This window comes from Dasania marina DSM 21967 (assembly GCF_000373485.1).
GTDB classification, from domain to species: domain Bacteria; phylum Pseudomonadota; class Gammaproteobacteria; order Pseudomonadales; family Dasaniaceae; genus Dasania; species Dasania marina.
The window spans coordinates 496007-516945 of sequence record NZ_KB891576.1; the positions used below are offsets into that span (position 1 = coordinate 496007).

Sequence of the window (20939 nt, forward strand, 5' to 3'; positions counted from 1 at the left end):
ACTAGAAACGGTACTCTCTAGAAACGGTACTGTGCTTGCACACCTACCCAACGTGGTGGGCCGTAAATTTCTAGGGAATAACCGAAAAATTCAGCCAAGTCGAAAGCGTAGGTACGATATTCTTTATCGCCAGCATTCTTAACAAAAGCAGCAATATCCCAGTTTTCTTGTGCGTAACTAACACGCGCATTCCAAATGGTATATGAGCTAGTCATTGCTAACGGACTATTTACCGTACTCAGCTCCTGCTCATCAACATACTGCCCGTCAACTTGCACGGCAAAATCACCGCCATTAAATTCCCAACTTTTTCTAATTAACAAATTAGCGGTTAAATCAGGTGATGTGGTTTTAGTTTGGTCGCCTACTGCGCCAACAACATCTTCCACTTCGGTGTCAAGAACAGCTGCACCTATAGAAATATCCCAGCCGTCAGCTGGTGACATATATAGTTCAACTTCACCACCTGTCACTGTTGCGTCATTGTTCACAACCACAGAGGTTAAGCCAACAAATACAAAGCCTTGATAGTCTTGATAATCATACTGGAACGCACTGGCGTTCAACCGAACACGCCCATCAAGCCATTCAGATTTAATACCTACCTCATAGCTAGTTAATATTTCTGGTTCATAAGACAAGACATCTGTTGGCAGTAAACCATCTAAAGGCGCTGTAAAACCACCACCTTTCATGCCTCTATTAACACCCGCATACATCAGCACATCTTCAGTCAAGCTCCAGTCTAATTGCAACTTACCTGAATAATCTTCATCACGACGCTCAAATTCTTGAGTGCCGGGAAGCGACAAAACAGTATTATCAAAAGGATCATCAAAGCTCAGTAAATAGGCACAATCATAAGGAGTACCAGGGCCAACACCTAATGCTAACGCACCTGGATCTTCAGTTTCAGCACATTCACTTGTTAGATCATATTCTTTTTCATCCTCAGTCCAACGAACACCAGCCGTTAACAACAGGGCCTCTGTTAGATCATATTCAACCTGACCAAACACCGAGAAAGATTCAGTTTTCAACGTATAATTATTAACTGAAGCGCCACCAAATGTTGGCTCATCAATACGAGAATTATACTCGCCGTCGATATTTAAATAATACAAGCCACCCTGCCATTTCAGATTTTCACTCTCACCATTTAAGCGTAGCTCTTGCGAGAACTGATCAACATCTGCTGCAGCGTGATACCACAAATAAGAAGCTGGGGTGCTATCTGAATCTTCTTGGAAGTATTTACTAATTTCTTGTGCATCTGTAATTGATGTAACTGTAAAATTATCGGTTTCAATTTCAACAGTCATCATAAGGCCGTGTGAATCTTTATCTACCTGACCTTGAACATTGGGCGCGCCTTCGTTAGCACCAGGATAATCATCCGCGGTACCTGCCCCATCGGTTCGATTACCCTCACCGTTCACATACAAATCACTACCGTAAAACTCAGTACCTGCACTAGTTACGATATGGTCATAAACACCACCAGCAGCATGATCGGTAATATTTTGCCAAGCCGATAAATTGATCGTCGATTTATCGTTCACTTCAAACTGTAACTGACCGCGCCAGCTAAAATTATCACGTACACGTAGATCTTTCGCCTTATTGCCACTGGCATCCACATACTTATTATCGAAATAGCCATCAGCCGTCTCTCTCAATAAAGAGAATCGACCCAATATGTTATCGGTTATAGGGCCACTAACGGCTCCCTCAACGCGAACTTGATCAAAATCACCTAAGGTTAAATCAATATAACCCTCGAACTCTTCGGTAGGCTTTTTATTGATGATGTGCATCAAGCCGCCCGTTGCGTTACGGCCGAATAAGGTACCTTGTGGGCCACGTAGAATTTCCACACGATCTACATCAAACATTTGGAAGCCAGCAGCACCCGTATTCGAAATATAAACACCATCAACATACATAGCAGTAGGTGCTTCTTGGTGATCGGCAAAGTCATTTTGGCCTACACCACGTATAGAAAATATAGAAACTGATGAATCACCAGTAAATGACGCCGTTACCAAGCCCGGCGTTTGCGCAGCGATATCTTCACTGTTATTCCAGCCTAGAGCGCGCGTCTGCTTGCCGGTAAAAGCCGAAATAGATACACCTACGTCCTGCAGGTTTTGTTCACGCTTTTGCGCGGTTACTACAACCTCTTCAAGTATGGCGGCATTTAACTGCGTAGCCATGCCCACAGCAGACAATGTTGCTATAGCCAAGCCCAGAGGCTTGCGTGTTTTAGTCAGGAAACTCATAGAACTCTCCAATTTTATTGTTATTCATCGGTGGCTATTACAGCCTTACACTGCAACACTCTTAATCAAGACAACCAAGCGACTGATAGTTTATTGCAATAATTATTACAACGAACTAAATACTACCCCTCTCTTTTTGTGCATTCAAGGACTAAATGCATCTAAACACCAGTATTACCTATAGCAAATAGGAATAAAAGCCCCTTACAGACCATTAATTATCGAAAAAATGCATAAAAACAAGGGCTTATCTAATAATACCAATGAACATGAATTTTTATTAGACGGTAGACAGCCATCATTACTAAATAGTATATTGAACTATAAATGCAGAAACACTTACTACTACAACCAGAATATAGCGCTTAAGCTATGCTCTATTTATAATAATGTACTAACTAAAAGAAGCACTGGAGATCACCATGAGCAGCGGTAAAACTATTGCCTTTTTCCCGGAGGCGGCCTTTGGCCCAGCCTTAAACTGTGTGGGCATAGCCCAAGAGCTACGTAAAATGGGCCACAACCCCGTTTTTATTTGCGACAAAGGGTTTAGCGGTGTATTTGCCGAGTACGGCTTTGAAGAATACTTAGTCAATATGTCGGGCGACATGAGCGACGAAGACGTAGCCAAATACTGGGATAACTTTATCGCCCAACATTTACCGCACTTTAAATACTCACCTCTTAAGCAAGTTGAAGCCTATGTCGCCCCGGTATGGGAGGCCATAGTCGACTCCGCCATCTGCGCCGAACCCGACCTACAAATGCAGCTAGCTAAAATAAAGCCCGACCTTATCTGTGTAGATAACGTCATATTATTCCCTGCCATTAAAAAAGCGGGCTGCCCCTGGGTAAGAATTATTTCCTGCTCAGAAAATGAAGTAACCGACCCCATGGTGCCACCGCATCTATCGGGTTGCTCACAGGGTGACTATGAAGGCTATAAAGCCTTTGAAGCGGAATTTGAGCGCTGCGTCGCTGACTCACACCACCGCTACAACGATTTTTTAAAAGAGCAAGGTGAAGCCACCTACCCCATGGGTGAGTTTTTTGAAGTATCCCCTACCATGAACTTTTTACTCTACCCCAAGCCCTTGGCTTTTGAGCGGGAAACACCGCTATCAGAAGATCAGTTCAGTTATTTAGAAGGCTGCGTAAGGGATGAAGGCGTTTATGAAGTTCCCACCTTCCCCGCCGAATACCAAGATAAGCCACTAATCTATGTCGCCTTTGGCTCATTAGGTGACTCCGATGTAGAGCTATACCAGCGCATGTTGGCAGCCTTTGCCAACATGCCCTACCGCTTCTTAATGAAGGTAGGTGCAGACATGTCACCCTATAACAAGCCAGCCAACGTGCACTTACAAAACTGGTACCCACAGCCCGCGGTAGTGCCACACGCTGATTTGTTTATACACCACGGCGGCAATAACAGTTTTAATGAGGCGCTCTATTTTGGTAAGCCCGCCATTATCATGCCCTATTGCTGGGACGGCCACGACAACGCCTCACGCATAGAAGATACCGGCTATGGCCACAAGCTACCCCGCTATGACTGGACCGAGCAGAGCTTAAGTGAGGCCATCAATGACTGCCTCACCAACGAAAGCATACAGGCCAAGCTACCGCCGCTAAAAGCGCATATGCAAAAAGCACAAGGCGGTGAAAAAGCAGCACAGGTGATTAACGAGATACTGAGCCGCTAACAAGTATTGATACGGAAAGACTACACCGTCATTCCGGCAGTGTTTTAGCCGGAATCCATAAACTCAGCACACACTATTATGACCAACACCACAGAAGAGTAACAACTATGAGCGAGCCTATTACCGCCCAAGGCGAACACTGCAAAGTGATTTACAACGTAGACCAAATAGCCAGCGAGCAACTCACCGACTGGGGCGACCAACCCGATTGCACAGCAGGGCAATCAAAATCGCGCGGCATACTGTTGTACAAAGGTCCCGATAACAAACCCGAGTCCGGCTTTTGGGAATGCACCCCCGGCACCTGGACCCTGAGCATACCCCGCGACGAGCTTTGCCACTTCATCCAAGGTGAGGCCACCTACACCTCTAACGACGGTGAGGTAATAGAAGTTCGCGCCGGCACCTGCATACATTTTAACGCCGGCTGGACCGGCAGCTGTGTAGTCAAAAAGACTATACGTAACCTCTATATGCTTACTGCATAATTACTAGCCCTTAAGGAAGCAAACCATGACTGCATCTGTTTTACATAACCCCAACGAAATCACCGATGTTAAAGATTGGGGCACCGTACCCACCATGATAGAAGGCGTCTCCAAAGTGACTGGCGTGTTATTACACAAAGGCCCTAACGGCGAATCAGAAACTGGGGTGTGGATATGCACCCCCGGTTACTGGAACTGCCACGTTACCAGCGACGAGTTTTGCCACTTTATGGAAGGCCGCGCCACCTATGTACACGAGTCTGGCGAGGTGATAGAAATCACCCCTAACACGGCCGCCTTCTTCCCCAAAGACTGGAAAGGCACCTGCCGCGTACATGAGACCATACGTAAAACCTACATGATTAGATAATCCAGCCCTAGGCCGGTATGATAAGCCCCTTATCTACCGGCTTTTTTATTTGAGGATATAAGGTGACTAGCACCACGGCTGACAACAAGAGCGGCAAAACTGCCAATAAAACACCCCATAAAGCGCCTAGCAAAGCTTTTAGTAAAGCGTCCAGTAAAGAAAAGGCTACCCGCCCCGCCGCCCGTAAAAAAGGTGCAAAAACGCGCCAAGATATTATTGATGAGGCGCGACGAATTTTAGTGGATGAAGGTTACGAAAACTTTGTGCTGCGAAAAATTGCCAAAAACATAGGTATACAGCCCGGTAATATTCAATATTACTACGCCACTAAAAAAGAATTACTGTGGGAAGTCATCACCCCAGAGATAGACAAATACGCCAACACTTACGAAGCCGTCACCCAACACGGCAGCAGCAAGTCAGCAAAAGTACTAGCCGCCGTAGACTTCCTACTTAAGGACATCAAAGTAAAGTCCACCTGTAATATCTGGTTTACAGTATGGGCCTTATCGCAACACGACGATGAAGTCGCCGAAATCATGGAAAGGTTTTACGATTTTTATATTCCAGCACTAGCCAAACTCTTACTCAGCTGCGACAGTAATATGTCGACGCGCCGCGCTCACCACTTAGCCCGTATCATTACCGCCCTAATGGATGGCATGACCAACCAAATTGGCTACGGTAAACCCCACCACCCCGATATAGATGGCTTAGAAAACGAGCTGCGCACCTCCATACTGCACCTGGTCAACCTAGAGTAACTGTGGGCTTAAAAACGTCCGCTTACACTCAGTAGCCACTCGCGCGCACTGTGCAGCTCGGCACGCTCTAATCGCTCGACATTCTGAGCAGATAGTAAACCGCGCTGGCGCTGGAGGCTGGACTGATTTTCTAACAAAGTATTACCCTCCAAGCGCAACACCAAAATCTTGGCCAGTTGATACTCAACAAAGGCATTCATATTCAACACGCTAGATTGTCGTTCCAATAAATCGATATCTTGCTGTTTAACCGCCCCCGTCGCTGTCCACTCAACCCCATAAGATAGGGCTGTGGCTATCATGTCGTGCCTAAAGCCTAACCGCCAATCATAATTAGCTTTGTCATTAATATCGCGCCGCTTACCGGTAAAGGGGTCGGTGGTTTTCGAGCGCTTGGCGGTGTACTCCGCACTTAAAATCGCCTCGGGCAAACCCATAAACGCCAAACGCATACTGCTGGAAAGCTTGGCGCCGTATAAGCTTGCCTCGCCTATATTACCCACTGCCGAGCGCCCCGCCTGCACTTCTATAGTGCTGATGTGCTGGTCTATATCGTTGTAAAACACTTTTGCCTCTAACATGCCATTGTCATTGGCCAGCTGGTATTCATAGCTTATATCCAACTCCCACGCTAACTCCGGCTGCAATTGCGGATTACCGAAATCTAACCTATCTAACTCAGCATCGTAAGAGGGCACAAAATCACTAAACTCTAACTGACTAACACTGCGCTCTAGTTGCAGGCGTAATTGTTTGGCGGGACTAAGGCGGTAGCGCACATCAAAGCGTGGCTTAACATAATTAAAATCCCGGCTATTGTCATAAGCAGCTGCTGCTTGCTCTATGCGGCTGGTTTCGTAATTGATGCCGCTCTCTACACTCCAACCAGCCGCCGGCGACCAAAAATGAGTGGCGAATAACTCCTGCCTAAACTCTGTCAACTGCGATTGCGCATTACCCACATCCACGGCGGCTAATACGCCATTATTAGCCAGTAACAATGTAAAGTCTGTGTCCAGGCTGTTTTTGGCCAGTTCTACTCCCAGCTCTATGCTGTGCTGTTGCTGCACGCGCCACAGCAGTGAATTTCTCACTATGGCTTCAGTATCGCTAAGCTTGGCGCTATCGCTGCTGTTAATCACCTTGCTGTTATTACCTAGGCTATTGCCTAAGTAATCATCCAACCTATATTGCTGCTGCAGAGAACGCTCGCGTTCATAGCTGTATATGGCTATGCTCTTCCAACTCAAATCGGCAGCTAAACTATGCTGGTAATCTAACCCCAACTCCCATTGTTCACTGCTATCCGGCGAGTCTAATAACTCGGTATATTGTTCAGCTAGCAACTCGCGTTTACTGGTTTCAATGACCCGGTCTTTTTCGCTGGCCAACAAGGCATTAATGCGCAGCTCATCACCATTTTCAAAGCCATAAATCACATTGGCTGACAGTTGATACTTTTCCAAATCAAAGTTCGACTTATTGCGACGCCGCTCGTAAAAACCCAACTGCGTATTACTAAATTTTTCGTCCACATAGTCCGCACTATAAACTGATTCCAGCTGAGCGCTAAGCAAGTAGTTAAAGCCGCCCAACTCATCACTATAAGAAACTTCCGCCGCAGGGTTACTATGGCCGTCATCATAAAAAGCATTGGCCAAACGCCACGAGCCCACCCCCGCTGCCGCAGACTCACTGGCAACCACATTCACCAACAAACCATCGGAGCGCACCCCCAAGGAGGCATCGGTAGAGCGTATCAACTCCACTCGCGTAATTAACTCTACCGGTATGCGGTTTAATGCTGACGCAAGCTCGTTGGCCTTACCCGCCATACGCTTGCCGTTAATTAAAATCTGATCGCCGCCAGAGCCTATACCGCGCGTCTCTTCCTGCTCGGCATCCAGTAATTTTTCTACTCCCGGTATACGGCGCAATACGTCCTCAGCATTTACGGCATTATATTTCTTAAAAAAAGACAGCTCATAAACAACCACGTCACTGCTTTTTTCAGAGGATTGCACATTAACAGCCCATAAGCTGTATATAGCTAAAACAACAGGCAAAAAAAACCTTACTAAAGGCACCCTTAACGGCATTGCACACCTCAAAAATAATAAAAAAGCTTAAAAAAACCGGCTTAATAGCCGGCAAGGGAAACCATGGAAAATAAAAAAGGAAACTGCTTAGGCTATGTAGAGTTAGTTGGTAAGCATGCTATAGCACAGTATTATCAGTACTAACGGTACGAGAAAGCGCACCGAATACAACCACAGCCGGTAGCTGATTTGATGTTCACTGGTAGACAGCTCTTGCGCCGTCATTTTCTTAGTCATTACCCAGCCCACAAAAATGGCTATGCCTGTACCGATTACCGGTGCGGCAACACGGGTGGTTATAAAGTCGTATAAATCAAAGAAGGTTTTGCCTTCAAAATAACTAAACATACCCAAAGGGTGTACATCTGACAGTAAATTAAAAGAGAGCACACACAGCAAACCTAAACACCACACCAAGCCACCGGTAATAAACACGGACTTTTTACGCGACCATTGCCATAAGTCACTAAACCAGGCCACAGGTGCTTCTAGCATACTCAGTGAAGAGGTTAGCGCCGCAAAGCTCAGTAATATAAAGAACAGTGCACCCAATATCGCACCACCACTAACCGAGCCAAACACGATAGGCAGCGTCATAAACACCAGTCCAGGGCCTCCGCCAGGTTCTAAGCCGTAAGCGAAGATAATGGGGAATATCGCCAGGCCTGCCAATAACGCCACTAAGGTGTCGGCACCTACAATAACCAAACAAGAGCTGGGGATATTTATATCTTTTTTCAAATACGCGCCGTAGGCCATTAGGTTGGTATAACCCACACTCACAGAAAAGAAAGCCTGACCAAAGGCGTCTAACACGATAGAGGGCGTAATTTGAGAAAAATCGGGATTGAATAAAAAACTAACCGCTTTTAAAAACTCACCGGTAATCGCCGAGTAAATCACCATGGCAAACAACATAAAAAACAAGGTAGGCATTAGTAACTTAACGGTACGCTCTACCCCGCCCTGTATACCTTTAGACGAAATATAAACGGTAAGACCTAAAAACGCCGAAAAAGCTAACAACATTAATAGTGGATTGGCGTTAACCTCATCAAAGGCCTGGCCTAGCTCCACTCCCGACATGCCGCTCATGCTGCCACTGGCCATTTTTAGAACATAGATAAGAGTCCAGCCACCCACTACACAGTAAAAAGCCAAAATTAAAATGGCAGCGATACTGCCGCCATAACCCATTTTTTTCCACGACGCACTGCCGCCAGCTTCTTTGGCTACCGTGGCAATTGCATTAGGCGGGCTGGCTTGGCCGCGCCGCCCCACCAATAGTTCGGCAATAAGCAGGGGCAAAGCCACGGTAGCAACCGCTGCCAAATACACTAATACAAAAGCACCGCCGCCACCTTCACCTGCAGCATAAGGAAAGCGCCAGATATTAGCCAAGCCCACCGCTGATCCCATGGCGGCCAACATAAACCCCCAACGGGACGACCACTGCTGTTGATTGGTATTAGACATAGCTAAACTTCTCTATTTAAAAATTATTATGTTGTTACTGCCTGCACGGAAGCTATGTTACGGCACCGCGCTGATTAAATTCTGGCTGCTGCCATAAATCACTTTCCATAATATCGACTATGCGCTCTACCGCTTCCCACACATCAACATAGCTAGTGTATAAAGGAGTAAAACCAAAACGCACATTTTTAGGCGCTCTAAAATCACCCACCACATCGCGACTAATCATGGCCTGTATCACCGGGTAACCGTGGTCGTGATTAAAAGACACCTGGCTGCCGCGTATAGCCGCATCGCGCGGGCTCACCAAGGTAAAACCGTATTGGCTACAACGCTGCTCCATTAAATCGATAAATAGCTGGGTAAGCTTTTGTGATTTTTCCCGCACCTGTTTCATATCGGCTTGCAAAAAGATATCCAGGCCCACCTCGGTAACGGCCAAGCTTAAAATAGGTTGGGTGCCACTAAGCATTTGCCCTATATTTTCCGATGGCCTGTAATCGCGTTCAAAAGCAAATGGGGCGGCATGGCCCCACCAACCGGTTAAGGGTTGTAAGGCTTTGCCGTGATGGCGTTTAGCGGCAAAAATAAAACCGGGGCTACCAGGGCCGCCGTTTAAATATTTGTAGGTGCAACCTACCGCAAAGTCGACATTGCAGGCATTGAGCTGCAACTCCATGGCACCGGCACTGTGGCATAAATCCCAAATACTTACCGCACCACACTGTTCGGCCTTGGCGGTGACCGCCGCCATATCAAATAGCTCACCGGTCTTGTAGTGCACATGAGTTAAACACAGCACCGCCACGTCTTCGTCTATGGCCTGCATAATATTGTCGTGCTCGGCAAAGCGTATGTCGTAATCAGCGCCCAACTGCTTGAGTAAACCCTGGGCCATATAATTGTCGGTAGGGAAATTACTGCCGTTCATCACAATCACTTTACGCTCTGGGCGCAGAGTTAAAGCAGCAGCCAATACCTTATATAAGTTAATACCGGTAGAGTCGGTTACCACCACCTCACCGGCATCGGCACCGATTAGCTGCGCCACTTTATCTCCCAGCTTATAAGGCAGATCAAACCAGCCCGCGGTGTTCCAGCTTTTAATTAAGTCATTACCCCACTCCTGCTCTATCACCTCTAGTGCCCGAGCTTTGGCAGCCTTAGGACGCACACCCAAAGAATTACCATCCAAATAAATCATACCCTCAGGTATGGCAAATGCATCGCGCATAGCTGCTAGCGGGTCTTGTTGGTCTAATTGTTCACAGTCGTTACGGGTGTAGTGGCTCATAGCGGTTCTCAACATCAGAATTTGTTTTAAGGGGCTTATACCTAGACATGTATAAATGGTACCCCAGCACTCAATGAAAGCGAGTATATCAATCCAGCTATACAAAGCTTATATAATTTAAGCGAGCTGAAATAACTTTAAATATATAGCTAGCCATCACCAAGACATACACATTAAGTTATAGCTAAGTCTAAAAATTATATTATTCATGAATAGCTTCGCCACTTATAGTTAATCCACTAACACGCACCTCTACAGCGATGATCAGCCCTACATTATTAACAGGCCATCCCGGGGAGCATAGCCAGCGAGTTTCACGACTAGAGTACTGCCACATGAGCCAAAAAATAAAAGTCGCCATTATTGGGCCGGGAAATATAGGCACCGACCTATTAATTAAAGCCATGCGTTCCAACATCCTAGAACCAGTTTGGATGATAGGGGTAGACCCCGCCTCACCGGGCCTGGCCCGCGCTAAAGAACTAGGTCTAAAAACCACCGACCAAGGGGTAGACGGTATGCTGGCCAGCATGAAAGCTGATGGTGTACAAATTTGCTTTGACGCCACCTCGGCCTATGTACACGCCGAAAACTCACGCAAGGTTAATGAGCAAGGCGCAGTGATGATAGACCTCACCCCCGCCGCCATAGGTCCTTACTGCATACCGCCAGTTAATTTAGATCAAGCCGTTGACGCTCAAGCCATGAACGTCAATATGGTAACCTGCGGCGGCCAAGCGACCATACCCATGATAGCTGCTGTCAGCCAGGTGCAGGCCGTTAGCTATGGTGAAATTGTTGCCACGGTCGCTTCAAAATCAGCAGGCCCAGGCACCCGCAAAAACATAGACGAATTCACTCGCACCACCGCCGCCGCCATAGAGAGCATAGGTGGCGCCGCCGAAGGCAAGGCCATCATTATTATCAACCCCGCCGAGCCACCGTTAATTATGCGCGACACCATACACTGCCTCACCGTTGATGAGCCCGACCAAGCCGCCATCACCGCATCGGTGCAGGCCATGATTAAACAAGTGCAGCAATATGTTCCCGGCTACACCTTAAAAAATGGCCCCGTGTTTGATGGCAATCGTGTTTCTATCTTTTTAGAAGTGGAAGGCCTAGGTGACTTTTTGCCTAACTATGCCGGCAACTTAGACATTATGACCGCCGCCGGTTTACGCACTGCTGAACGTTACGCCCAAGAAATATTAGCCGGGCACTTTAACCCTTGCGCCACACTAGAGGCCCAATAATGACTACTACAACACCACAGAAGATCACCCTGCACGACATGTGCTTACGGGACGGTATGCACCCCAAACGCCACCAAATTAGCGTGGCCGAAATGGTCACCGTAGCCAAGGCCATGGATGAAGCCGGCATGCCTATGATAGAAGTTGCTCACGGTGACGGCCTAGGCGGCCGCTCGGTAAACTACGGTTTTCCCGCCGCGAGTGACGAAGAGTATCTGCGCGCTGTATGTGGAGCTGTCAAAAACACAAAAGTGTCTGCTTTATTGTTGCCGGGAATCGGCACGATAGATCATTTAAGAATGGCAGCAGACTGTGGCATAGACACCATTCGCGTCGCCACCCACTGCAGCGAGGCAGATGTATCTGAGCAACATATTAGTATGGGTAAAAAAATGGGCCTAGATACCGTAGGCTTTTTGATGATGGCCCATATGATTCCTGCTCAGCAACTAGTAACCCAGCTTAAACTGATGGAATCCTACGGTGCCAACTGTGTTTATATTACTGACTCTGCCGGCTATATGTTGCCTGAAGATGTTAGCGAGCGCGTAGCCTTAGCCAAACAACAGTTAAAGCCCGAAACCGAAATTGGTTTTCACGGCCACCACAACTTAGCCATGGGCGTAGCCAATAGCATTGCCGCTATAGATGCCGGTGCCACTCGCATAGATGGCTCAGTAGCAGGTTTAGGTGCCGGTGCCGGCAATACCCCCTTAGAAGTGTTACTCGCCGTGCTAGAGCGCAAAGGCATAGTCACCGGGGTAGACCTATTTAAAACCATGGACATCGCCGAAGATATCATCGTGCCCATGATGGATGAGTTAGTGCGCGTAGACCGCGACTCCTTAACCTTGGGCTACGCCGGTGTGTACTCCTCGTTTTTATTATTCGCCAAACGCGCCGCCCAAAAATACGGCGTTAGCGCTAGGGATATTTTAGTGGAGCTAGGCAAACGCCGCACCGTAGGCGGTCAGGAAGACATGATAGAAGATTTGGCGTTGGATATGAAAAAAATGTCGGGCTAAGCCCGACAGCGGTAAGCCGTAAGCATCAAGCGATAAGGAAAAACCACAGCCACGCTGCCGAAGTTAAGCTCGTCACTCCGGCGAACGCCGGAGTCTATGCATAGATACAAATACTTTATCTAAAAATAATAAATATGGATGCCGGATCGCGCCCGGCATGACCGTAGCGTATCACCAATCCACAGAGAATATCTGCCATGAAAAAAAACCAGCGTTTTTGCATGCCCACACTACTTGCCATCATCTTTTTGTTTTTCTCAATCATCACCTCTGCCGACATGAAAACCATAGGCATATACAAAATTGTACCCGGCAAACAACAAGCCTTTATGGAATGGATGGCGGCCTGGGATGAAGTCTATAAAACCATAGGCTTGGCGCAACCGGAATGGTATCGCAATGTACGCGGTGACGACTGGGACTTTGTGGTGATCTACCCGCCTTTTGACGCTAGCAAAGAAGCTGAAATGGAAAAAGCCGGCAAGGCTCGCGGCTTAGCCGTAGGCTTCCAGTGGAAATTAAGCTACTGGCAATTCGTGCAGCGACAAACCGAAAGCCTAAGCTATGGCCCCACCACCCCGGCGACGCTATTACAAAGCTTAAAAACCCAAAAATAAACTAGTAACTAGTTACTTAAAAAACATAAACAATAATAACGAGGCCAGTATGCCCATAAAAAACCGTATAGCTCTAACCCTAACATTGACTAGCAGTTTATTGCTAAGCGCTAATAGCCATGCCGAACTACTGGGCCCCTTTAACTGGGGCGCGAATATAGAAAGCATCAAGCAACAAGAGCAACAAACCCTGTTAGAAGAAAAATCCCACAGCCTAATCTACCAAAGCCAACTCGCAGGGCAGGCTTACCACCTAGAATATTTATTTACCGGTAGCCCACCACAGCAACAGCTGGTCGAGCAACTTTATTACCGCAGCCTCAGCCATAACAACAGCCTGTGTGCGCAAGCCTTTAGCGAAGCCCTGAAAAGCCTCAGCCAACATTATGGCCAGCCCCAAAAGCCCGCTGAACTGCCTACAAGCTGTGAACAAAAGCCCCGTAGCCACTGGCAATTACCCAGTGGTGAGCAACTGCAACTGCTGTTGGATCAGTGGCGCAGCCAGCCCTACGTAGGGCTGCGCATAACACCCGCGCCATCAGCTATACCATAACCTTTTAATTATATCCAAGGCTTAAAAAGTTGTTTTTACTATATACGAGCCTAGGTTACTGTTCTAATACGTGATCGGAAAATGTTCAGCCGGCACCAAACACATAATCAATAAAAAAAACAAACTTAACTATGCAGGTGAGGAACCCACAATGACTATGCGCCACCAACCCACAACACGCCTTAATTATTTGGCACTGACCATCGCGGCCCTAGTGGCCACGCCTATTACTCCGGTAATGGCCGAGCAAAAAAAATTCGCCCTAGAAGAAGTGTTGGTTACCGCCAGACACAAAAGCGAAAGCCTACAATCAACCCCTGTTGCGGTGTCGGCCTTTAGCGAAAGTCTAATGAAAGATGCCAATATCACCGGCTTAGATGATATCGCCGGTCGCGTGCCCGGCTTTCAAATGAACGCCTACAACGCCGCCGAGCCCGAGCTATTTATGCGCGGCATAGGTAGTGATATAGAAAGTGCCGGCGCTGCAGCAGCCATAGGCATCTATATCGATGGTGTGTATATTTCACGGGGCACCGGTGCCACCGGTGACTTATTCGACCTTGCACGGGTAGAGGTATTGCGCGGCCCACAGGGCACCCTATATGGTAAAAACGTGGTGGGCGGGGCGGTTAACTTTATTACCAAAAAGCCCTCACTAGAAGGCAGTGAAGGCAGCGTAGAAGTTACCCTGGGTGATTACCAATTATTCGAAACCAAGGCCTATTACAACACGCCCATTAGCGACACAGTAGCGGCCAAAGTAGCCGGCACCACCTTAGTGCGTGATGGCTATGGTAAAAACCGTCACACCGGCAACGCTGTCGATGATTCCGAGCGTTACTCATTGCGCGGCCAAGTATTAGTACAACCCAGTGCCGATTTAGAAATAGTGCTCAGTGCCGATGGCTCACACGCTAATGGCAAGCCCCGGGTAAAACATATTGCCTACAGCGAAGGCCGCAACCAGGCCTTTATTAGCGATGACGAGCGCGAAGACTCCAGCACAGTCGATGGTTTTGAAAAATCCCGCACCGAAGGTGTAAGCTTACGTGCCGATTGGAACACCGACGCCGGCACCTTCACCTCTATTACTGCCTATAGACAAAATGACTACAGCATATTCGAAAACGCTGCCGCCGGTTTAGTGGATGATACGCAAGTGTTTGACCCTTGGGGCGACCCAGCTAACAACACCGTAGCCAGCCCAGAAGAACTGGCTATGCTGCAACCTGATGACCAGTGGCTATCCTTAAAAGATGAAAAGTCTAACCAATTCTCGCAAGAGTTTCGTTTTGCCAACAGTGCCGACGGCAATATACATTGGCAAGCCGGTGCCTTTTTTATGCGTGAAGATATAGAGCGTTTAGAGTCGGTAGATTATTGGTTTGATACCCAATGGGGCACCACTGCCGGTAATGTTAGTAACACCACAGCAAACACCACCAACAGCATGGCGGTGTTTGGCCAAATAACTTACGACCTCAGCGAAAAATTATCGGTTACCACCGGCTTACGCTGGAGTGAAGACGAAAAAGATTTTGGCGGCAGCGCCTCTGGCCGTAGATTTGATAACTTCGACAACCTGCACGAAGACATCAACGGCAACCGCGTGGCCAGCTACAGCTTTAACACCAAAGAGTCATGGGATGAATGGACACCCAGCTTAACGGTAGATTACCAAGCGAGTGACGATGTGTTTTTATACTTCTCCTACGCCAAAGGCTACAAGGCCGGAGGTTATAACGGTGAAGGCATGGAAAAAGAACTTGAAGCCATTACCCCCTTTGAGCCAGAAACCGCCGTTAACCACGAATTTGGTTTTAAAACCCAGTGGCTGGATAACCGCATACAATTAAACGGCGCGGTATTCATAACCGATTACGAAGACATACAAAACCAAGTATGGGTTTCTACCGGCGACAGCACGCCCGATAACCTGCAAGTACTAAACGGCAGCGGCAAAGCCAAAGGTGCCGAGTTAGAATTTACGGCTCTAGTTACCGAAAACTTCAATATTATGGGTAGCTACGGATATTTAGATGCCAAGTTTACCGATGACTTGTTAGTGGACGATGAAAACCTTAAGGGCAACGATATGCGTCGCTCACCTGCCCATAGCTTTAATATAGCAACTAGCTACGACTGGCAAGTGGGCGACAACACCGCCAACTTCCGCATAGACTATCGCTACCAAGATGAGTACTTCTTCGACAATAGCAACAATCCACTCACGCAAGTGGCTAGCGAATACAGCGTTGATGCCAGCCTCAAGCTCACCAGCAGTGATAGCAGCTGGTCGGTAAAACTCTGGGGTAAAAACCTTACTGACGAACTCAACGTAGCCTCTAGCACCGTATATGCAGCTTGGGATGACACCGTCTTTAACGTCTATCACCCACCACGCACTTACGGTATTACCGGCAGCTATAATTTCTAAACACTAAACCGACAACAGTAGCCACACATAAGGCAGCTAATTTTCTATTAGCTGCCTTTTTTATTATTTCTAACCTTGCTAACCACCAGCACGCAGCCTGCGCGTTAAGCGCCCTGCCCTAAGTCAGCAAAAACGGTTACGCCTATCTACTGCTGCGCATGCCTACGTCAATTAGGCTAGGCCTGCTAAGTAATAACAGCGTGTTAAACTAAACCTCAGTATCTACAGCCCTAATAAGACCCCCTATGCTCATGTTTTTAAACGAACACAATGATCTCAGCCAGGCCATGATAGTCAGCTATCAATCTGGCTGAGTCGTACGGTGCTTTACTATCGCCGGTATAGCCTCCAGTAACGCACTCTCGGTTTTAGGCAGGCTACACGGCAATGAGCGCAGCGCCCGTAAATTTTGGACTGGCATAGGTGCGGCATTGCCAAATACCTATAGCCGATGGCTTTGCCGCTATCCAAGCAATACGTAAAAAATACGGACCCCAGCAACTACCCATTATTGCCATTACCGCCAATATCAGCGACATCGTTCAAAAACACTCCCTAGCGGCGGGCATGAATGACTTTTTACCTAAGCCGGTTAATAAGGGAAACCTACAAGCGGGATTACGCTACTGGCTAGCGCAGCGTATTACTCCTGAAAATTTATAATTGCAGCAATACCCTGATAATAGATACCGATCAAGTCCGGCCGACAGCTTCCGTGCGGGTATCGCGGGATTAGCTAACGTGGGTAGCAGTGGATTTATCTTTATCTTCAAAAAAAACATAATAAGCAAACATAAAAAACCCGGCCATAAGCCGGGCTTTTTCTTAACACAAAGATGACTAACGTTTAGGCCAAGGCGCTGCCGGCTGGCCAAAGTTAGGCTCACCTAATACCGGGCTAGAGAGCAAATAAATACCATGGTTGGTAAACAACCAAAACAGGTTTCTATCGTACTCTATATAAACACTGTGCGACAAATTACCCCGTGCATATTCAGCCACTGTTTCAGTATTAAAACCGGGCACAAAGTAAGCCGCTATTTCGGGATTTTTCACATCGCTAACATCAAACACCTGCAAACCCGCATTATAAAAGTTAAAGGGTAAAATTCCGTCTTTAGGGGTTCCTGGTTGCGTGTAGTAACCGGTACGCTTAGGCCCGAAGCTACCTCTGCGCTGGCAGAAATCCGTGAACGCCGCATCAGCAGGTGGCTTAGGCCTAGGTAATACACCTATGACTTTTGGCGCGGTAGGATTATTCACATCTATCATGAAGACGTCTTTGTACGGTTCCCAGCAATCTTCATTTAAGGGATAGCCACTAAAGTACACTATGCCGGTTTTTTCTACCTGTGACACATCAACAAAGTCACCCTCTACACCCGCCACATTGGGCTCAAATTCCAAATGGCTAACAACCTTCATTTCGGCAGGGTTGCTAATATCGACTACATAAAAACCTAAACCACCCATGGCCGCATAACCATACTTGCCGCCATCCTCTACCGCCTTAGGTATAAACAGTGACATACGCGCGCCCATCCACGAGGTGCGGTTACCCGCGCGCGGGTTAGCTTTAAAAACCGCTTCCTCTGCGGGGATGCCCGATATTTGGCCTGGCACATTTAATTGCTGTAAAAATTTTGGGTTAGCCGGATCAGACATATCCCAAGATTGGTAACCCGCCGAATATAGATCGTTAGGGTATTCAGTTAGCGAATGGCTGTCCTCTGGTGCTGCCGCGACAAACATAGTGTCGCCGCCAAAGTACACCGGTATATCGCGCACACCTGAACCCTGTTGTTTACCTATAGGCGCATTGGGATGTTTGTAATCGGTGGTGCGTTCAGATAATAACTCCCAGTCCTCAGGCATGGGGCCATTCATGGCATACACTTTAAAACCTTTTAAATGCTTAGAGTCACGTAGCTTTTTAACTTGCTCAGGCTTTTGGTATTTGTTTTTTAACAAACCAAAGCGGCGCACCTCATAGGCCTGCACCATGATGTTTTTGCCTAGTTTTTCATTCCACTGTATGGTGGCGGCCCCAAACATCTCACCTTCGGGATAAGGGTTAACCGACTCGCCGGGGCCATCTATACCCCAAGTATTCCCCTTAGTTAATAACAGCTTTAGATTTTTCGGGTTGGTAATATCGAATATTTTTAAATCGTGACGCACGTATTGGTATAGATAACGGCGGCCATTAAAATCTACGATATTCTGCCAAGTGTGAAAAGGCTCTACAGTAATAGGGTAAAACGCCTCTACCGTCATATTTTTAATATATTGTTTGGTATCCCAGTAATCCAATATGCCTTTAAAAGGTTTGGCATCATGGGAGTCACTGGTCGCCAGCGGATGTATGAACTTGCCATTCTCAGCCAAGCCATAACTTTCTGGGGTTGGGTCTTGCGGCGTTTTATCTTCCGATAAATTGACCTGTGCTTGCACATGGGAGTCAGTAATATTGTACTCACCTTGTTTATGCGGCTCTGCACAGGCGCTCATCATACCAGAGTAAAATATTACTGCGGCGGCGAAACACTTTTTACTTATGTTCATAAACCTATACCTGTTTATTAGTTACAGCTTTAAAAATTGTTGTGCGTTGTTACTTAAAATATTGTGCTTGGCGTCGGCACTCAAGCTGGGGTGTTTTCGAACTAGCTTACCTATCTCCTGCTCACCTAAGGGGAAGGGATAGTCAGAACCCAAAATAACCCGCTCCTCGCCCATCACTTTCACCAGTAGAGCCAAGGCGTCATCGTTAAATACCGCCGAGTCCACATAAAATCTATCGACATAGCTAGAAGGTAAGTTAGGGCAATCTTCGCGCACGATATCGCGATGCGTCCACGCGTTATCAACCCGGCCTAATAAAAAGGCAAAACTGCCGCCACCGTGGGCAAAGCATAGGCGCAAGCTTTTTGGCAGCCGTTCAAAGGCGCCCGACATAATCAGCGATAAAATAGATAGCTGCGTTTCTGCAGGCATAGACACCAACCAAGGCAGCATATACTTAGGCATGCGTTCTTTCGCCATCATATCCCAAGGGTGCACTAACACCGCAGCATCAACACTGGCGCAGTGCTGTAAAAAAGTCAGTATGCCTTCGTCATCTAAGTTTTTTAAACCGACGTGGTTACCAATTTGTACACCCAAGTGGCCATTAGCCATACAGCGGCTTACTTCGGCGCAAGCCTCATCTATATCTTGCAAAGGCACCTGGCATAGCGCCTTTAAACGCTGGGGGTTGTGGCTGCAAATTTCTAAAGCCGCGTCGTTAAATAATCTTGCGCAATCGGCGGCTTGCTGTGCGGGGCGCTCATAAGCAAACAATACCGGAGTTGCTGACATCACTTGTATATCAACGCTATGTTTATCCATTTCCTCTATACGCACCGCTGGGTTCCAGCAGGCTTCATAAACGGGGCGAAATTCTTTATCGCCAACCATAATCATGGCTTTACCGGCTTCAGTGTGACGCATAGACGGCCAATCGGGGGTACCGAATCGCTGCGCTAGGTCTGGCCATGTTTCGGGTAGAAAATGGCTGTGTAAATCTATTGTTTTCATGGTTTATTTTCCGGAGTGTAGTTCGCCACAGTTTTTACAAAGACGCTTTTCTTCATCGTCGGCAAAGGCTTTAAACAAGGGAGGCAAGTCTTTAACAATGGACTTTAATACCACCTCTACCCTATGTACTTTGTGATTACAGCTTTCGCAATACCATTCAAAAGCATCGACCTCGCCATCGGGGCGTTTAGGTTCTACCACCAAGCACAGGCTGCCGGCTTCTGGACGCTGTGGCGAATGGGGGACCCTGGGGGGCATTAGAAATATATCACCCTCTTTTAAGGTCACATCATAGGGGCCGTCTTCAGCCATAATGCGTAAAAATGAGTTACCTTTGAACTGGTAAAAAAACTCTTCCACCGGGTCTACATGGTAATCAGAGCGGCTATTAGGGCCGCCAACCACGGTGACCATTAAATCGGCATCTTCCCAAATTAATTGGTTATTAACGGGTGGCTTTAGCTTGTCTTTATGCTCTTCCAGCCACTGCTGAAAATTAAAACCGGTCAACTTTGCCATGACTATCCTCCTAGCGTATTGTTAAATTTTTATAGGGGCTTGTAAGCCACTGCTTTAATTTCTATTAATAAATGTGGATGCGGTAATTGGTGCACAGCGACGGTGGTTCTGGTAGGCCCGCTTTCAGTAAAATACTCAGCATAGGTTTCGTTGTAACCGGCAAAGTCATTCATATTAACTAGGTAAGTGCTCATTTCCACCAAGTCATCTAAGCTGGCACCGGCCTCTTGTAATATATCGCGGATATTATCGATAACGGCACGAGTTTGCGCGCGTATGTCTAAATTAGTGGCGCCCATGTCATCGACTTCCACACCGTCAAAACTATTGTCGGCACGGCGCGAGCTAGTGCCCGACACAAAAATAAAATCACCGGCGCGCTTATAGTGAGGAAAACGGCCTCGGGGTTTAGCCTTACCCGCTATAACTTGGCTATCGATTATTTTCTTGCTCATGGTTACGCCCTTTATTAAT

At 47.3% G+C, this 20939-nt stretch carries 18 protein-coding genes; 10 read left to right on the forward strand and 8 right to left on the reverse strand.

Features of this window, described 5'->3' with window-relative positions:
- Window positions 1-17: 17 nt before the first annotated feature.
- Window positions 18-2282, reverse strand: coding sequence for a TonB-dependent receptor (locus B067_RS0106790; protein WP_019529321.1), 2265 nt, complete (start codon window positions 2280-2282; stop codon window positions 18-20).
- Window positions 2283-2704: 422 nt separating this feature from the next.
- Here B067_RS0106790 and B067_RS0106800 point away from each other — a divergent pair, with 422 nt between their 5' ends.
- The 4 genes from B067_RS0106800 to B067_RS0106815 all read left to right on the forward strand — a co-directional run bounded on the left by B067_RS0106800 (window position 2705) and on the right by B067_RS0106815 (window position 5610).
- Window positions 2705-3988, forward strand: coding sequence for a glycosyltransferase (locus B067_RS0106800; protein ID WP_019529323.1), 1284 nt, complete (start codon window positions 2705-2707; stop codon window positions 3986-3988).
- A 107-nt stretch (window positions 3989-4095) separates the two neighbouring features.
- On the forward strand, window positions 4096-4476 hold the full coding sequence (locus tag B067_RS0106805; protein WP_019529324.1) for a cupin domain-containing protein: 381 nt from the start codon (window positions 4096-4098) through the stop codon (window positions 4474-4476).
- Between the two features lie 25 nt (window positions 4477-4501).
- Entirely contained in the window at window positions 4502-4846 is a 345-nt protein-coding gene (locus B067_RS0106810; protein WP_019529325.1) for a cupin domain-containing protein, read from the forward strand.
- A gap of 62 nt (window positions 4847-4908) precedes the next feature.
- Window positions 4909-5610, forward strand: coding sequence for a TetR/AcrR family transcriptional regulator (locus B067_RS0106815; protein ID WP_019529326.1), 702 nt, complete (start codon window positions 4909-4911; stop codon window positions 5608-5610).
- Between the two features lie 8 nt (window positions 5611-5618).
- Here B067_RS0106815 and B067_RS0106820 read toward each other — a convergent pair whose 3' ends face one another.
- From B067_RS0106820 to kynU, 3 genes are all read right to left on the reverse strand, one after another.
- A complete protein-coding gene (locus B067_RS0106820) occupies window positions 5619-7676 on the reverse strand; it encodes a TonB-dependent receptor plug domain-containing protein (protein WP_169335554.1) in 2058 nt (685 codons plus the stop codon).
- 135 nt (window positions 7677-7811) lie between these two features.
- Entirely contained in the window at window positions 7812-9185 is a 1374-nt protein-coding gene (locus B067_RS0106825; RefSeq protein WP_019529328.1) for a sodium-dependent transporter, read from the reverse strand.
- 52 nt (window positions 9186-9237) lie between these two features.
- The gene (gene kynU, locus B067_RS0106830; protein WP_019529329.1) at window positions 9238-10479 is read right to left on the reverse strand and encodes a kynureninase; all 1242 of its coding nucleotides are present in this window, start codon (window positions 10477-10479) and stop codon (window positions 9238-9240) included.
- A gap of 335 nt (window positions 10480-10814) precedes the next feature.
- Here kynU and B067_RS0106835 point away from each other — a divergent pair, with 335 nt between their 5' ends.
- From B067_RS0106835 to B067_RS0106860, 6 genes are all read left to right on the forward strand, one after another.
- Window positions 10815-11735, forward strand: a complete 921-nt coding sequence (locus tag B067_RS0106835) for an acetaldehyde dehydrogenase (acetylating) (RefSeq protein WP_019529330.1) — start codon at window positions 10815-10817, stop codon at window positions 11733-11735.
- Window positions 11735-12760 carry a 4-hydroxy-2-oxovalerate aldolase gene (gene dmpG / locus B067_RS0106840; protein ID WP_026244487.1) on the forward strand — a complete coding sequence of 342 codons (1026 nt, stop codon included), beginning with the start codon at window positions 11735-11737 and terminating at the stop codon, window positions 12758-12760. The genes B067_RS0106835 and dmpG overlap by 1 nt, the downstream gene beginning before the upstream one ends.
- A 197-nt stretch (window positions 12761-12957) precedes the next feature.
- Window positions 12958-13377, forward strand: coding sequence for a hypothetical protein (locus tag B067_RS0106845; RefSeq protein WP_019529332.1), 420 nt, complete (start codon window positions 12958-12960; stop codon window positions 13375-13377).
- Between the two features lie 49 nt (window positions 13378-13426).
- On the forward strand, window positions 13427-13930 hold the full coding sequence (locus B067_RS0106850; RefSeq protein WP_019529333.1) for a hypothetical protein: 504 nt from the start codon (window positions 13427-13429) through the stop codon (window positions 13928-13930).
- Window positions 13931-14081: 151 nt separating this feature from the next.
- Window positions 14082-16367 carry a TonB-dependent receptor gene (locus tag B067_RS0106855; RefSeq protein WP_019529334.1) on the forward strand — a complete coding sequence of 762 codons (2286 nt, stop codon included), beginning with the start codon at window positions 14082-14084 and terminating at the stop codon, window positions 16365-16367.
- Between the two features lie 423 nt (window positions 16368-16790).
- Complete coding sequence (locus tag B067_RS0106860) at window positions 16791-17030, forward strand: response regulator (protein WP_019529335.1); 240 nt, start codon at window positions 16791-16793, stop codon at window positions 17028-17030.
- Window positions 17031-17207: 177 nt separating this feature from the next.
- Here B067_RS0106860 and B067_RS0106865 read toward each other — a convergent pair whose 3' ends face one another.
- Genes B067_RS0106865 through B067_RS0106880 form a run of 4 tightly spaced genes read right to left on the reverse strand, consistent with a single transcriptional unit; the run spans window position 17208 to window position 20920 of the window.
- On the reverse strand, window positions 17208-18932 hold the full coding sequence (locus B067_RS0106865; RefSeq protein WP_019529336.1) for an LVIVD repeat-containing protein: 1725 nt from the start codon (window positions 18930-18932) through the stop codon (window positions 17208-17210).
- A gap of 21 nt (window positions 18933-18953) precedes the next feature.
- Window positions 18954-19946, reverse strand: a complete 993-nt coding sequence (locus tag B067_RS0106870; protein ID WP_019529337.1) for an amidohydrolase family protein — start codon at window positions 19944-19946, stop codon at window positions 18954-18956.
- Window positions 19947-19949: 3 nt separating this feature from the next.
- Window positions 19950-20465: a 3-hydroxyanthranilate 3,4-dioxygenase gene (locus tag B067_RS0106875; RefSeq protein ID WP_019529338.1), complete on the reverse strand. Its 516-nt coding sequence runs from the start codon at window positions 20463-20465 to the stop codon at window positions 19950-19952.
- Between the two features lie 29 nt (window positions 20466-20494).
- Window positions 20495-20920, reverse strand: coding sequence for a RidA family protein (locus B067_RS0106880; RefSeq protein WP_019529339.1), 426 nt, complete (start codon window positions 20918-20920; stop codon window positions 20495-20497).
- Window positions 20921-20939 lie beyond the last annotated feature (19 nt).